The organism is Pelagibacterium sediminicola (assembly GCF_003390885.1).
GTDB lineage: Bacteria > Pseudomonadota > Alphaproteobacteria > Rhizobiales > Devosiaceae > Pelagibacterium > Pelagibacterium sediminicola.
The window spans coordinates 186070-200750 of the sequence record NZ_QMEL01000003.1; the positions used below are offsets into that span (position 1 = coordinate 186070).

Sequence of the window (14681 nt, forward strand, 5' to 3'; positions counted from 1 at the left end):
ATATCTGGGCAGGGTCTAGCGTCCCGCCGGAGTTCGTCGTTTGGCATTTTTCAAGAGCGGCGAAATCGGGCAATAGCATGACGGATTGCCCATTCCAATCCTTATGGCTCGCGCTTGTGGCCCAAACGCATCAGGCCTCGCCGGCGAGCCTTGCAAGGCGCGACAGGAGAACCGCGGCCCCCTTGAGCCGTTGTTCGGCGGTCGGCCAGTTGCGCGCGAACATGATCTTCTGGTCGGGACGCAGTTTTGCCGCCTGCGCGGGATCGCCGATATGGCGCACGAGCCCGGCGGGGTTGGGGAAGCTGTTGTGCCGCAATGTTATGAGCGCGCCCTTGGGTCCCGCCTCGACCTTTTCAACATTGGCCGTGCGGCAGAAGGATTTGACCAGAACGACCTTCAGGAGCCCTTCGACCTCGTCGGGGAGCGGGCCGAAGCGGTCGATGAGTTCGGCGCCGAAGGCATCGATCTCACGTGGATCGGAAAGCTCGCCCAGCCGCCGGTAAAGCTGCATGCGGACCTGAAGGTCGGGGACATAGCCCTCGGGGATCATGACGGGCATGCCGAGCGAAATCTGCGGCGACCACTGGCCGTCCTCTTCGTCGGCCCCCTGCCCGCTCCTGAGCGATGCAACGGCTTCCTCGAGCATGGACTGATAAAGCTCGAATCCGACCTCGCGGATATGGCCGGACTGTTCCTCGCCCAAAAGGTTGCCCGCGCCGCGGATATCGAGGTCGTGGCTGGCGAGCTGGAAGCCCGCGCCCAGCGATTCGAGCGATTGCAGCACCTGCAGGCGGCGCTGCGCCTGATCGTTGAGCTTGCGGTCGGGCGGAACCGTGAAGATTGCATAAGCCCGCGTCTTGGAACGTCCGATGCGGCCCCTGATCTGGTACAACTGCGCCAGCCCGAACTTGTCGGCACGGTGCACAATCAGCGTGTTGGCCGTGGGGACGTCGAGGCCCGATTCCACGATGGTCGTGGCGACCAAGACGTCGAACTTGCCGTCATAAAAGGCGTTCATCGTATCATCGAGCGCCTGCGGCGGCATCTGGCCGTTGGCAACGACGAAGCTGACTTCTGGCACGTGATCCCTGAGGAACTGGGCGATGTCGGCCTGATCGGAAATGCGCGGGCAGACATAAAAGGCTTGTCCGCCCCGATATTTCTCGCGCAGCAGCGCCTCTCGTACCACCAGCGGGTCGAAGGGGGAAACGAAGGTGCGGATGGTAAGGCGGTCGACCGGCGGGGTCGCCAGCAGCGACAGGTCGCGCACCCCGGTCAGGGCCAGTTGCAGCGTGCGCGGAATGGGCGTCGCCGAAAGCGTCAGCACGTGGACGTTGTGCTTGATCTCCTTGAGGCGTTCCTTGTGCGCCACGCCGAAGTGCTGCTCCTCGTCGATCACGAGCAGGCCCAGATCGCGGAAGCTGACCGATTTGGAGAGCAGCGCGTGGGTGCCGATGACAATATCGACGCTGCCATCCTTGAGGCCTTCCTTGACAGCCTTGAGTTCGGCGGCCGGAACGAGGCGCGACGCCTGCCGCACGCGGACGGGAAGGCCCGCGAAACGCTCTGAAAAGGTCTTGAAGTGCTGGCGCGACAGGAGCGTGGTCGGCACGACGACGGCGACCTGCCGCCCGCTCATGGCAACGACGAAGGCCGCGCGCAGGGCGATCTCGGTCTTGCCGAAGCCGACGTCCCCGCACACCAGCCGGTCCATGATGCGGCCCGAGGTCAGGTCATCGAACACCGCATCGATGGCGGTAAGCTGATCCTCGGTTTCCTCATAGGGAAAGCGGGTGCAAAATTCATCGTAGGCACCGGTCTGGACCTCGACGGGGGCGGTCGAGGCCATCTCCCGCGCCGCCGCGATGCGGATGAGCTGTTCGGCCATGTCGCGGATGCGCTGCTTGAGCCGCGATTTTTTCGCCTGCCAGGCAACCCCGCCCAGGCGATCCAGCTCTGCGCCGCCCTCGGACCCGTAGCGCGAGAGCAATTCGATGTTCTCGACCGGCAGATAGAGCTTGTCGCCACGGGCATATTCGATTTCGACGCAATCGTGCGGCGCCCCGGTGACCTCGATTGCCTTGAGGCCGATGAACCGTCCGATTCCGTGATCGACATGGACGACGAGATCGCCCGCCGAAAGGCTGGTGGCTTCGGTCAGCGCATCGGACGCCTTGCGGCGGCGGGTCGCGCGGATGATGCGCTCGCCCAGAATGTCCTGCTCGGAGATGACGGCGATGTCGTTGGCGAGATAGCCGGTTTCGAGCGGCAGCACGATGAGGCCGAGCTGGCCCACCTTGAGTTTCGTGGTCTGCTGCCAGTTGTCGAGCGCCCTGACGGCCTTGAGCCCGTGGTCGCGCAGCACCTGCCCCATGCGGTCGCGCGTCCCCTCGGACCAGCAGGTGATGATCGTCTTGCGCCCGGCCCTTGCCTCGGTCTTGATGCGGGCGATCACCGCCTCGAAAAGATTGGTATCGGCGGCCTGCCGTTCGGCGGCAAAGTTCGGGGCAAGCTTGCCTGCGCAATCGATGACCGGCAGGTTCTGGTCGGCGGGCATAAAGGCAGAAAGCTCGCTCACCTCACGCCCCAGCGCCAGGGCGTATGGCGGCTCGTCCATGTGGTAGAGCAATTCGGGCCGGATGGGCTTATAGGGCGCGCCCGCCGCCCCACCCTGCTCCCGCGCCTGCACGCGCGTATCGTAATAATCGGCGATCTGTTCGCGTCGTTCGAGAAAGGCTTCGCGTGCCTGCTCGTCGAAATAATAGGGCGCATCGCCGGTGTAATCGGCGAGCGATTCCATCTTTTCGTAAAAGAACGGCAGCCAGTGCTCCATGCCCGGATAGCGCTGGCCGGCGCTTATCGCGCCGTAAAGCGGATCGTCCGCCGTGTTGCCGCCAAAGGCCGTCGTATAATTGCGGCGGAAGCGGCGGATGGTCTCCTCGTTGAGCAGCGCTTCGCTCATGGGGACCAGCGTTATGGACTTGAGATTGCCGGTTGTGCGCTGGGTTTCGGGGTCGAAAGAGCGGATGGTTTCGAGCTGGGCGCCGAAGAAATCGAAGCGCAGCGGCGTTTCCTGCCCGGCGGGGAAAAGATCGACCAGCCCGCCCCGGACGGCAAATTCGCCCGCCTCGCGGACCGTTGGCACGCGCAGGTAACCATTGTCCGCAGCCCATGCGGCAAGCTTTTCGCTGTCCACCATGGCCCCGGCGGAAGCGGAAAAGGTCATGCGCGAAACGATATCGCGCGGCACGACGCGCTGGATGAGGGCGTTGACGGCGGTGAGGACGATCACGCCACGCGAGGACGGATCGGCAAGACGGCTCAACGCCGCCATGCGCGCCGAGATGGTCACCGCGTTGGGCGATACGCGGTCATAGGGGAGCGAATCCCAAGCCGGAACGGTCACCACCGGATGGCCGGGCAGCAGCGTTTCGAGGATTTCCGCCATGCGCAGCAACCGGCGGCCGTCGCGCGCGACAAAGACAATGGAAACAGGAGACTGTGCGTTTTCTTTAAGGCGCTGCTCTATCTCGTGAGCGAGCACGAAAGGCTGCATGCCATCCGGGAGGTTGGCAAGAATACGCGAGGGACGGTCGAGCATTGCGGCGGAATCCACAGTCACGCGCCGGCCTTTGCGATCTTGTGATTGCGGATGGCATCGATCAGCGCGCGGTCGACCGTTTCGGGGACGGTCTGCTGGCCCATGATCCAGGCCTGCAGGTCGGTTTCCTCCTCGTCCATCAGCGCTTCGAGCCGGTCGAGCATGGCGGCATCGAATCCCTTGAGCCCGTCGGCGACGAATCCCCCGATGAGGATGTCCATTTCCTGCGTGCCGCGATGGTTTGCGCGGTAAAGCACGCGCTTGCGCCGGATTTCGATGCTTTCGCTGTCAGTCATGGGTGAGGAGTCTCTTTGATGGAGGGTCTTCATAAGACCTCAAACCGTGTTTGTCAGCCTTTTGTGCGCGGGTTAACGTCGCGACGAGGCAATAGTTGAAGAGCGAATCGTGCCGCGTCCCGACACACTCAACCCGCTATTTCGCACGCTGACATCCCTCAAGGGTGTCGGCCCGCAGCTTGGCGCGCTGTTTTCCAGGTTCTTCGGGGCGCCCGAGGGGCAGGAAGCGGTCGTACTCGACGTGCTGATGCACATGCCTTCGGGTGTCATCGATCGCCGCGCCCAGAACGGCATCGCCTTTGCCCCGGTGGGGTCGATCGCAACACTCAAACTCCATATCGACGAACATATCGTTCCCCCGCGCGGCAACAACCGCGCCCCTCTACGGGTGAGGGCGCATGACGAGACCGGCGAGATAACGCTGATCTTTTTCGGCGCCAAGGGGGGCTGGGTGGAGCGCTCCCTGCCCATCGGGGAGACGCGCTACGTCTCCGGCGAAATCGGGTTTTTCGGACGCGAAAAGCAGATGACGCACCCCGATTACATCGTCGAACCCGAAAAGCTCGATACGCTCCCGCTGGTAGAGCCGGTCTATCCGCTGACGCATGGGCTGTCGTCGAAGGCCCTGCGCAGGGTCGTTGCAACCGCGCTCGAAGCCATACCCGTCATGCCCGAATGGATCGGCCACGATCGCAGGGCCGTCATGGCCTGGCCCGGATTTGGCGATGCGCTGCGCCATATCCACGCGCCCAAACGGCCCAGCGAGGGCGATATCGTCTCACCCGCCCGCCTGCGGCTGGCCTATGACGAATATCTGGCCGGGCAACTGGCGCTCTCGCTGGTGCGCTCGACGCTGGTCAAGGCATCTGGCGTTGCGCGGCACATGACGGGGGACTTGACCAGCCGCGTGGAGGAGGCCCTGCCCTTTGCGCTGACGGATGGCCAGCGGTTGGCGATTGCCGACATTAAGGACGATCTGGCCAAACCCACCCGCATGTCGCGGCTGTTGCAGGGCGATGTGGGGTCCGGCAAGACGGTGGTGGCGCTGATGGCCATGGCGGCGGTTGCCGAGGATGGGGCGCAATCGGCGCTGATGGCCCCGACCGAACTTCTGGCCGCCCAGCATTTCAGGACGCTGCAGCCGATTGCCGAAAAGGCCGGGCTGAACGTCGTGCTGATGACCGGCAAGATGCCCGCCGCCACGCGCCGCAAGGTTCTTGCAGGGCTGGCGAGCGGAGCGATCCATGTCGCGGTCGGCACCCATGCGCTGTTTCAGGCGGGGGTGGAATTTCATAATCTGGGGCTGACGGTGGTCGATGAGCAGCATCGTTTTGGCGTCCATCAAAGGCTGGCGCTCTCGGAAAAGGGGCACAAGACCGACCTGCTGGTGATGACGGCCACTCCCATTCCCCGCACGCTTGTCCTTACCCATTTCGGGGACATGGATGTGTCCGTGCTGCGCGAAAAACCCGCCGGACGCCAGCCGATCGATACCGCCGCCCTGCCGATCTCGGAATATGACCGCGTCATCGCGCGGCTCAGGGCGCGCTTCGACGAGGGCGTGCAGGCCTATTGGGTGTGCCCGCTGGTCGAGGAAAGCGAGGTGCTCGACGTTGTCGCGGCAGAGGATCGTCACGCCGAACTCAGGAAGGTTTTTGGCGACAAGGTGGCGCTTGTCCACGGGCGCATGAGCGCGAGCGAGAAACAGGCCGCCATGGAGCGGTTCCAGAGCGGGGATGCGCAGATTCTGGTGGCGACCACCGTGATCGAGGTTGGCGTCGACGTACCCGATGCCACCATCATCATCATCGAGCACGCCGAGCGGTTCGGCCTTGCCCAGTTGCACCAGTTGCGCGGACGAGTGGGCCGCGGCGCGGCGCGTTCGGCGTGCCTTTTGCTCTATACCGAGCCCTTGAGCGAAACGGCAAAGGCGCGCATCGAGACGATCTGCAAGACCGACGATGGCTTTGTGATCGCGGAAAAGGACCTCGAATTGCGCGGCCATGGCGACCTGCTCGGCACGCGCCAGTCGGGCATGCCCGGCTATCGCATCGCCGTCCCGGACGTCCATAGCCACCTGCTCGAAATGGCCCACAACGACGCCCGCGCCGCACTGGACCACAACCCCGGCCTAAAGGGGCCGGAAGGTGAGGCGCTGCGCATGCTGCTCTATGTCTTCCGCAAGGACCTTGCGATCCCGCTGATCAAGGCGGGGTGAGCATTTCCCCATTCGCTTCCCCGGCCTTGAGCCGGGGACCATATTTCCAGATTCACAGCGGTGGAGGGTTCGCTGTGGGTCCCGGCTCAAGGCCGGGACAGCGAGAGGAGAGACCGTGGCCTACTCCACCGTCACCGACTTTGCGAGGTTGCGCGGCTGGTCGACATCCGTGCCCATGAACACCGCCGTGTGATAGGCCAGCAACTGGACCGGCACGGCGGCGGCGACGGGGGCGACGAAGGGGTTGACCTCGGGCATGGCGATGATGTCCGGCGCGCCATCGCCCGCTTCGGCGATGCCCTTGTCGTCGGTGATGAGGATGATCCTGCCGCCGCGCGCGGCGACTTCGTGCATGTTGGAGATGGTTTTTTCCATCAACCCGTCGGAAGGGGCGACGACGACGACCGGCATTTCCTCGTTCACCAGCGCGATCGGGCCGTGCTTGAGCTCGCCGGCGGCATAGCCTTCGGCGTGGATATAGGAAATTTCCTTGAGCTTGAGAGCGCCTTCGAGCGCCAGCGGGAACATCTGCCCGCGCCCCAGATAAAGCACGTCCTTGGATTTGGAGAGATTGCGCGCGATGTCCTCGATGTGGTTTTCGTGCCGAAGGGCATCAGCCATCGCACCGGGCAACTCAATCAGCGCGCGCACCAGATCGTGCGCCTCGCTGTCGCCAAGGACGCCACGCGCGACGCCCGCCGCGATGACGAGGCTGGCAAGGGCCGTCAACTGGGCGGTGAACGCCTTGGTCGAGGCGACGCCGATCTCCGGGCCGCAGAGGGTTGGGAAAACCACGTCGGCCTCGCGGGCGATGGTGGATTCACGCACATTGACCAATGCGGCGATATGCTGGCCGGATTTGGCCGCATAGCGCAGCGCAGCGAGCGTATCGGCGGTTTCGCCCGACTGGGAGATGACCAGCGCCAGTCCCTTTTCGGGCAGGGGCGGCTCGCGGTAGCGGAATTCGGACGCGACATCGACGTCGACGGGAAGGCGCGCGTATTTCTCGAACCAGTATTTGGCGACGAGCCCGGCATAATAGGCCGTGCCGCAGGCGGTTATCGTCAAGCGCGGCAACTTGGCGAAATCGAAGGGCAATTCTTCGCGCAGCGTCACCTTTTCGGTGGTGAGATCGATATAGTGGGAGAGCGTATGCGAGACCGTTTCGGGTTGCTCGTAAATCTCCTTGGCCATGAAATGGCGGTGATTGCCCTTGTCGGCCAGCGCCGCAGAGGCGGTCGAAACCTGCCTTTGGCGCTGGACCGGCGTGCCGGAAAAATTGCGGATGGTGACGCTGGAAGGCCGGATGACCGCCCAGTCTCCTTCCTCGAGATAGGTCACCTGATTGGTGAAAGGGGCGAGCGCGTAGGCGTCCGAGCCCAGATACATTTCCTTTTCGCCATGCCCGATGGCAAGCGGCGAGCCCTGCCGCGCGGCGATGAGCAGGTCGGGGTGATCGGCAAACAGAAACACCAGCCCGAACATGCCCCGCAACTCGGGCAAAAGCGCCGCAACGGCCTCTTCGGGCGTTGCGCCCTTGTCGATGGCGCGGGTGAGCCAGAGGGCCACGGATTCGGTATCCGTCTCACTCTGGGGCGCATAGCCATCCAGCGCCAGGCCATCAAGCAGTTCGCGGAAATTCTCGATGATCCCGTTATGGACGACCGCGACCTTGCCGGTCATGTGCGGGTGGGCGTTGCGCTCGGTCGCCCCGCCATGGGTCGCCCAGCGAGTGTGGCCGATGCCGATCAGGCCCTCGACGGGTTCCGACGACAGTTTTTCGGCCAGATTGTTCAGCTTGCCCTCGGCGCGGCGGCGGTCGAGTCCTTTTGCGGTCAAAGTCGCGATGCCCGCGCTGTCATAGCCGCGATATTCGAGGCGCCTCAGCGCTTCCACCAGCCGTCCGGCCACGGGCTCGACACCAATGATACCGACAATTCCGCACATGCCTGATTGCCCCCTAGTTCTTTTCCTTTTGCGCCTTGAAGCGCTCATTGAGAATCTTGCCGTAGCCCGGCTTGTTGATCTGGCGGGAACGGCCGATGCCGAGCGCTGCGTCGGCGACCGGTTCGGTGATGACCGACCCCGAAGCGACATAGGCGCCCGCACCGATTTCGACCGGCGCGACGAGGGCGGAGTTCGACCCGATGAAGGCCCCCTCTCCCACGATGGTGCGCGCCTTGTTGTAGCCGTCGTAATTGCAGGTGATTGTGCCCGCCCCGATATTGGCCCGCGCCCCGATCTCGGCGTCACCGATATAGGTCAGATGGCTGACCTTGGCGCCCTCCCCGATACTGGCCTTCTTGATCTCCACGAAATTGCCGACCTTGGCGCCTGCGGCCAGATCCGCGCCGGGTCGCAGGCGCGCGAACGGCCCCACGGTGGCGCCGGACGCGATATGGGCGCCCTCGATATGGGAAAAGGCATGGATGGCCGCCCCGGTCTCGACCTTGACACCGGGCCCGAACACGACGTTGGGCTCGACCGCGACATCGGGTGCGAGTTCGGTATCGAATGAAAAATAAACGCTTTGCGGGTCGATGAGGGTGACGCCTGCCCGCATCATCTCCTCGCGCCGCCGGTTCTGGAAGATCGCCTCGGCGTGCGCCAGTTGCACGCGGTCATTGACGCCCATCACGTCATCTTCTGGGGCAATGGCATAGCCGACCGTATATCCGGCGGCGTTGGCGAGCTCGACCAGATCGGTGGCGTAGAACTCTCCCTGCGCGTTCTCGCTCCCGACCCTGCCGATCAGCTCGCGGAATATTTCGGCGCGGAAGGTCAGAATGCAGGCATTGCACAGCCCGATCCGGCGCTCCTCCTCGCTTGCGTCCTTGTGTTCGCGGATGGCGAGGAGTTTGTCGCCATCGGTGATGAACCGGCCATAACCGGTCGGATCGGCGGGTTCAAAGCCGAGGATCGCCGCATCGGCTCCCGCTTGCAGCCTTGCCCCTATCGCATCGAAATTTTCCGCCCGCAGCAGGGGGTGGTCGCCATAGACGATGGCGACATAACCATCGGCATCGCGAAAGGCCGGTTCGGCCATCGAGGCAGCATGCGCGGTACCGCGCCGCTCGGTCTGCTCGTAAAACTCGACGTCCGGCACCAGCGCGGCCATCGCCTTGCGCACCGCGTCATGGCCCGGTCCGGTTACGATTGCGACCCGGTCGGCTCCCGCGCCTTTTGCGGCCTTGAGCACATGTCCGACGATCGGGAGGCCGCCGACAGCGTGAAGAACCTTTGGCCTTGAGGACTTCATGCGCGTACCTTCGCCGGCGGCGAGCACGATCGTCAGAAACTGGCTCATTGTTTTCTCCCCTGGCCCTTATACGGCTCGCGTGGCCCTTATACGGCTCGCGGCATCGCGCAACTTTATGGCAGCAAGGTGTTGGTAAAACCATAACTTCTCTCGGTGACAATACCCGGACGATCTGGACTGATTCGCACCCCGGAGGGGAGCCGCGTGGCCTTGCCTAACCTTAACACCGATCACTCCGACATTTCGACCTGGGGCATTGCCGCAATGGTTTGCGGGGCCATAGCCATCGTTTCGGTCAATCTGGGCGCGCTCGTGCCTGAAAACATCGTCTCGGCCCTGCATGCCAGCCGTCTTGAGGGTGGCAATGTCAACCAGCTCCGTACGGGAATGGCGGAGGTGCGGGCCGAGAACCTGCGCCTGACGCGCGATACGCGCGCGCTGCTCTCGCGGTTCAACCTGCTCGACGACGACAGTGGCGAGGTCATCCGCAGGCTTGCCGCGGTCGAGCGCAGCCTTCCGCTGCTGATCGAATCCCTGCCGCTTGACGCCGATATCGACCGTTCACTGCTGACCGCCTCCATCGCGGCGACGAGCCCCGAAGTCTACGAGGCCGATGGCGGTATCATCATCGTGCGTCAGAGCGCTCTTTTCGAGGACGTTGACGCCAGTGGGCCAGGCGACCAGCCGATGCCGCCCCCGCTGGGTGACGGCTATGGCGTTGCCCTGGGCAACGAGGTGCTGCGCCAGAGCGTTTCCATGCGGCGCAGCGAAATCCTTACGCGGTCGGGTCCGATGCTCAACGAGCTTGCATTCGTCATGGGAGAGACCAACGAACTCGACAAGGCTAGGATTATCGCAGGGCCGCTTGCCGATTACGAAGCCGCGCATATCCTGTGCGAGCCGCTGACCGCGATGGGCATCGCCTGTGAGCCCGTGCCGTTCGTGGGCGAGGACTGGCCTGACTGAACGGGTGTCTGCAAAACCCAAAAAGCGGTTGACACCGCGCCTTCAGATACTATGTTCCGCGCGTCGTCGGCCAGCACAGGCGACCCCCTGGTTCAAGGGCTCGTAGCTCAGCTGGTAGAGCACTCGACTTTTAATCGAGTTGTCACGGGTTCGAATCCCGTCGAGCCTACCAAACTTTTCCAGGAAATTCGGGGGCGCTGGCATAGGATGAAAACACTTTTTCGGGGCGTGGTCGTTGCAGCCACGGCGATGACCCTGCCCGTCCCGCTTGCCGCGCAGAACGTCCATACGTCCTTGCTCTATGAGCAGGTGCTCGAAAATATCGACATCGCGCCGCCGGGCTATGTGCTCGACAGTTTCGGCATCGTGCGGCTCACCCCCGGCGCGGCCTCGCACATATCGCTCGATGTGCCCGCCGGGCGCACCATCGAGATCATGGGCGATTGTGATGACGACTGTTTCGATCTCGACCTCGTGGTCTATTCGCCCGACAAGACGGTGCTGGCCGAGGATATCGAGGACGATTATTACCCCATCGTCGATTTCACCGCAGGCGATACCGGGCGCATCGAAATGGAACTCATCATGCAGGATTGTGAGGCCAACTATTGCTACGCGGCCTATTCGGTCTTCATCGCGCCCGAATCCTGACAGCACGGCATGAATACGATCGCCTCAAGGCTCAAAGCCATCGCCGTCACTGCCCTCGCCTTTGCGGCGGGCGCCTTTGCCATGCTGGGGCTTGTGTGGGTGCTGGGCACCTATCTGCCGGGTGGCTTGGGCAGAGCAGCCCTTGACAACTATGGCCCGCACGGCTCGATTGCCGCGCTCACCGATCTGCGCGCCCTATCGGCGCTGACAGCGGCCTTTCTCGTCATCACCGGGCTCGTGCTGGTGATCGATTCCGCCTATTGCGACCGAATGATCGGGGTTTTCTCCGACGTCCTTTTGATGGTGATGGCGGCGATCGCCGGGTTCGTGGCCGGGTACTGGCTGCTGTTGCGACTGGCCGACTATGCCAATTTCATCGGCATGGGTTTTGTCCGGGCGGCGATCGTTTGTCCCCTGATCGTTTTCGGCGTGAGCCTGCTTCCGCTTGGCAGGATTCGGGGGAACTGGCCGATGCGGATCGCGCTGATTCTCATCCTCCTTGCAAGCGGTCCTGTCCTTCTGGTCCTGACTGACTAGTCCTGTTTCTCGGAACCGGGGCAATCGCGGCGGCGTTTTACTGGCAAATGAAACGATAAGCCTGCCAACAGGCAGGCGGAGCTTTTGCCATGAAGATCGCAGCCTTCGCCCTTGCGGCGAGCGTATTCGCATTGCCTGCACTTGCCCAGGACATCCAGCAATCGGATAGAAACGTTTTCATCCTGAGCGGCCCGATGGGAGCCGGCGACATGGCCGACATGCTGAACCCCTTTGACGTGCGGTACGAGAACACCATCGTTCTGGGCGCGGGATACCAGCAGTTCTTTGGCGAACCTCTCGACGATTTCCGGGTCGGACTTGAAGTGGGCGGCGCCGTCCGGGCCGGGTCCGAGCGCACGACCGGCGAGATCTGGGGCGGCGTGGTGGGCCGCTATGACGGGATCGTTGTCGGGGACGGCTTAAGAATTTCGCCAGCGCTGACCTTCGGAGTCAGCGTGGTGGACGATACGATGGGGATCGAGGCGTGGCGGGAAGACCATGACGGGCTGCCCGGCAACGTTTTGTTCTATCTCAGCCCCGAGGTCAGTTTTTCGAGCGCGGAAAACCCCGATACCGAGCTGTTCTGGCGCATTCACCATCGGTCGGGCGCATGGAACAGCTTTGGCGGCGGCGGCAGCGCCAATGCCACGACGATCGGGTTCAGGACGGGGTTTTAGGGCTAACTGATCAGGGCTAACCCTCAGTCGTCCAGCTTGTGGCCGTCGAGCCGCTGGGAAGCCAGCTTGTCCTCGGCCTTGCGCTTTTCGCGCTCGGCTTTCGTCTGGCCGAACTTTGCGCGATTGGCTTCGGCCTTCTTATCCTCACCGGCCCGCGCCTTGCGCTTTCTCGCCAACCTCAGATTGACGATTTCGGCCATCACACGAGCCGGCTCTGATCGACCGCCGCCGAGATGAAGGATTTGAACAGCGGGTGCGGCTCGAAGGGGCGGGATTTGAGTTCGGGGTGGTATTGCACGCCGATGAACCACGGGTGGTCGGTGCGCTCGACGATCTCGGGCAACTGCCCGTCCGGCGAGAGGCCCGAGAACAACAGGCCATTGGCCTCGAGCACCTTGCGGTACTTCATGTTGACTTCGTAGCGGTGACGGTGGCGCTCGGAGATGCGGTTGGTGCCGTAGATATCGGCAACCCGGCTGCCACGCACGAGGTTGGCCGGATAGGCGCCGAGCCGCATCGTGCCGCCGAGGTCCTTGTCGGACCCGGCCTTCTTTTCGTTTTCCTTGACCCATTCCGTCATGAGACCCACGACGGCTTCCTTCGCCGGTCCAAATTCGGTCGAGCTGGCCTTGGCGATGCCGGCGGTGTTCCGGGCCGCCTCGATGCAGGCCATCTGCATGCCGAAGCAGATACCGAAATAGGGGACGCCCCGGATACGGGCGAAACGGGCCGCGTTGATCTTGCCTTCCGAGCCGCGCTCGCCGAACCCTCCGGGCACCATAATGCCGTGGATACCCTCGAGATAGGGACCGGGATCGTCGCGCTCGAAGACCTCGGAATCGATCCAGCTTATGTTGACCTTCACGCGGTTGGCGATGCCGCCATGGACCAGCGCCTCGTTGAGCGACTTGTAGGCATCCTTGAGCCCGGTATATTTGCCGATGATGGCGATATTGACCTCGCCTTCGGGGCTGTGGATGCGGTGCGAAATCTCGCGCCAGCCGTCGAGTTTGGGATCGGGCGCATCGGTGATGCCGAAGGCGGCCAGCACTTCGCCATCGAGTCCTTCCTCGTGATAGGCGATGGGCACGTCATAGATCGAAGATACGTCGAGCGCCTGGATGACGGCGGAGGGCCGGACGTTACAGAACAGCGAAAGCTTGTGCTTTTCCCCCTCGGGGATCGGGCGGTCGCAGCGCACGAGCAGGATGTCGGGCTGGATGCCGATGGAGCGCAACTCCTTGACCGAATGCTGGGTCGGCTTGGTCTTCAACTCCCCCGCGCTGGGGATGAAAGGCATCAGCGTCAGGTGGACGAACACCGCGTCTCCGCGCGGAAGCTCGTTGCCGAGTTGGCGGATGGATTCGAGGAACGGCATCGCCTCGATGTCGCCCACCGTACCGCCGATCTCGCAGAGCACGAAATCGAACTCGTCATTGTCCGAGGTGATGAAGGCCTTGATCTCGTCGGTGACGTGCGGGATCACCTGCACGGTTGCGCCCAGATAGTCGCCGCGCCGTTCCTTGACGAGAATGTCCGAATAGATGCGCCCGGTGGTGACGTTGTCCTTCTGGTTGGCGGAACGGCCCGTGAAGCGCTCGTAGTGCCCCAGATCCAGATCGGTCTCCGCGCCATCGTCGGTAACGAACACCTCGCCGTGCTGATAGGGCGACATCGTGCCCGGATCGACGTTGAGATAGGGGTCGAGCTTGCGCAGGCGGACCTTGTAGCCGCGCGCCTGCAACACCGCGCCGAGGGCAGCGGAAGCAAGACCCTTGCCAAGCGAGGAAACCACGCCACCGGTGATGAAAACGTACCGAGCCATGGGCTTTTACCTTACATATGCCGTATCGATTCGCAGCGCGTTTTTTGAGTGCGCTCACACAAAAAAGAAGGGGATGTTTCCATCCCCATTCTCTTGTTCAGTTATCCGGACCCTCAGTTGCCCGGGGTGTCCGTCTGGGCGGGCGCCTCGGGGACCATGAGGTCCGCGTCGCTGCCGGCGGGTGCTGCCGGGGCGGTCAGATCGTCCTGTGCGGGCGCCGGCTGGGCCGGAGCGGGCGCGGAAAGATCGTCAGCGCCGCCGCCCATGGCATCGAGCGCGTCGAGAACCGAAGCGGGCGAACCGTCGGGGCTCTGCACGGCACGGTCCAGAATGGAGGTGGAAGACCGATCGATCTGGCTCACGATAGTCAGGGCGATCGCGGTCGCCATGAACAGAGTGCCCAGAATCGCGGTCGTGCGCGTCAAAAGATTGGCCGAGCCGCGCGCCGTCATGAAACCGCCACCACCGCCGCCCATGCCCAGCCCACCGCCTTCGGAGCGCTGCAGCAGAATGACGACGATCATGGCCAGCACGATCAGCAGATAGGCGACAATCAAAACTGTTGCCATGGGACAGGTCAGTCCTTGTCAATAGAAAGCCGACCCCGATGTCGTCATCGGGATCGTCCGGTTCAAGTCCGTTGTTTGTTGG

12 protein-coding genes and 1 tRNA gene are annotated in these 14681 nt (G+C 63.3%); 6 read left to right on the plus strand and 7 right to left on the minus strand.

Annotated elements, in window-relative coordinates; translation table 11 throughout:
• Positions 1–130: 130 nt before the first annotated feature.
• Together mfd and DQG18_RS07160 are read right to left on the minus strand one after the other, a co-directional pair.
• Positions 131–3601 (minus strand): transcription-repair coupling factor, encoded by a 3471-nt coding sequence (mfd, locus tag DQG18_RS07155; RefSeq protein ID WP_116653782.1) that lies wholly within the window; start codon positions 3599–3601, stop codon positions 131–133.
• Between the two features lie 17 nt (positions 3602–3618).
• Positions 3619–3897: a succinate dehydrogenase assembly factor 2 gene (locus tag DQG18_RS07160; protein ID WP_116653559.1), complete on the minus strand. Its 279-nt coding sequence runs from the start codon at positions 3895–3897 to the stop codon at positions 3619–3621.
• Positions 3898–4006: 109 nt separating this feature from the next.
• Between DQG18_RS07160 and recG the strand changes: the two genes are divergently transcribed.
• A complete protein-coding gene (gene recG / locus DQG18_RS07165; RefSeq protein WP_116653560.1) occupies positions 4007–6115 on the plus strand; it encodes an ATP-dependent DNA helicase RecG in 2109 nt (702 codons plus the stop codon).
• A 120-nt stretch (positions 6116–6235) separates the two neighbouring features.
• Here recG and glmS read toward each other — a convergent pair whose 3' ends face one another.
• Together glmS and glmU are read right to left on the minus strand one after the other, a co-directional pair.
• Entirely contained in the window at positions 6236–8062 is a 1827-nt protein-coding gene (gene glmS / locus DQG18_RS07170) for a glutamine--fructose-6-phosphate transaminase (isomerizing) (RefSeq protein WP_116653561.1), read from the minus strand.
• A gap of 13 nt (positions 8063–8075) precedes the next feature.
• Positions 8076–9422 carry a bifunctional UDP-N-acetylglucosamine diphosphorylase/glucosamine-1-phosphate N-acetyltransferase GlmU gene (gene glmU, locus DQG18_RS07175; protein ID WP_116653562.1) on the minus strand — a complete coding sequence of 449 codons (1347 nt, stop codon included), beginning with the start codon at positions 9420–9422 and terminating at the stop codon, positions 8076–8078.
• A gap of 156 nt (positions 9423–9578) precedes the next feature.
• Between glmU and DQG18_RS07180 the strand changes: the two genes are divergently transcribed.
• The 5 genes from DQG18_RS07180 (at position 9579) to DQG18_RS07200 (ending at position 12205) form a co-directional block, all read left to right on the plus strand.
• Complete coding sequence (locus DQG18_RS07180; protein WP_157970049.1) at positions 9579–10340, plus strand: hypothetical protein; 762 nt, start codon at positions 9579–9581, stop codon at positions 10338–10340.
• 96 nt (positions 10341–10436) lie between these two features.
• Positions 10437–10512 (plus strand) — tRNA-Lys (locus DQG18_RS07185).
• 35 nt (positions 10513–10547) lie between these two features.
• Positions 10548–10991 carry a hypothetical protein gene (locus tag DQG18_RS07190; RefSeq protein ID WP_116653564.1) on the plus strand — a complete coding sequence of 148 codons (444 nt, stop codon included), beginning with the start codon at positions 10548–10550 and terminating at the stop codon, positions 10989–10991.
• A gap of 9 nt (positions 10992–11000) precedes the next feature.
• Positions 11001–11528, plus strand: coding sequence for a hypothetical protein (locus tag DQG18_RS07195; RefSeq protein WP_116653565.1), 528 nt, complete (start codon positions 11001–11003; stop codon positions 11526–11528).
• Between the two features lie 89 nt (positions 11529–11617).
• Positions 11618–12205: a hypothetical protein gene (locus DQG18_RS07200; RefSeq protein WP_116653566.1), complete on the plus strand. Its 588-nt coding sequence runs from the start codon at positions 11618–11620 to the stop codon at positions 12203–12205.
• A 23-nt stretch (positions 12206–12228) separates the two neighbouring features.
• On the opposite strand, the gene DQG18_RS07205 is transcribed toward DQG18_RS07200, so the two are convergent.
• The 3 genes from DQG18_RS07205 to secG all read right to left on the minus strand — a co-directional run bounded on the left by DQG18_RS07205 (position 12229) and on the right by secG (position 14599).
• A complete protein-coding gene (locus DQG18_RS07205) occupies positions 12229–12405 on the minus strand; it encodes a DUF4169 family protein (RefSeq protein WP_116653567.1) in 177 nt (58 codons plus the stop codon).
• Positions 12405–14030: a CTP synthase gene (locus DQG18_RS07210; RefSeq protein ID WP_116653568.1), complete on the minus strand. Its 1626-nt coding sequence runs from the start codon at positions 14028–14030 to the stop codon at positions 12405–12407. The genes DQG18_RS07205 and DQG18_RS07210 overlap by 1 nt, the downstream gene beginning before the upstream one ends.
• A 113-nt stretch (positions 14031–14143) precedes the next feature.
• Positions 14144–14599 carry a preprotein translocase subunit SecG gene (gene secG, locus DQG18_RS07215; protein ID WP_116653569.1) on the minus strand — a complete coding sequence of 152 codons (456 nt, stop codon included), beginning with the start codon at positions 14597–14599 and terminating at the stop codon, positions 14144–14146.
• Positions 14600–14681 lie beyond the last annotated feature (82 nt).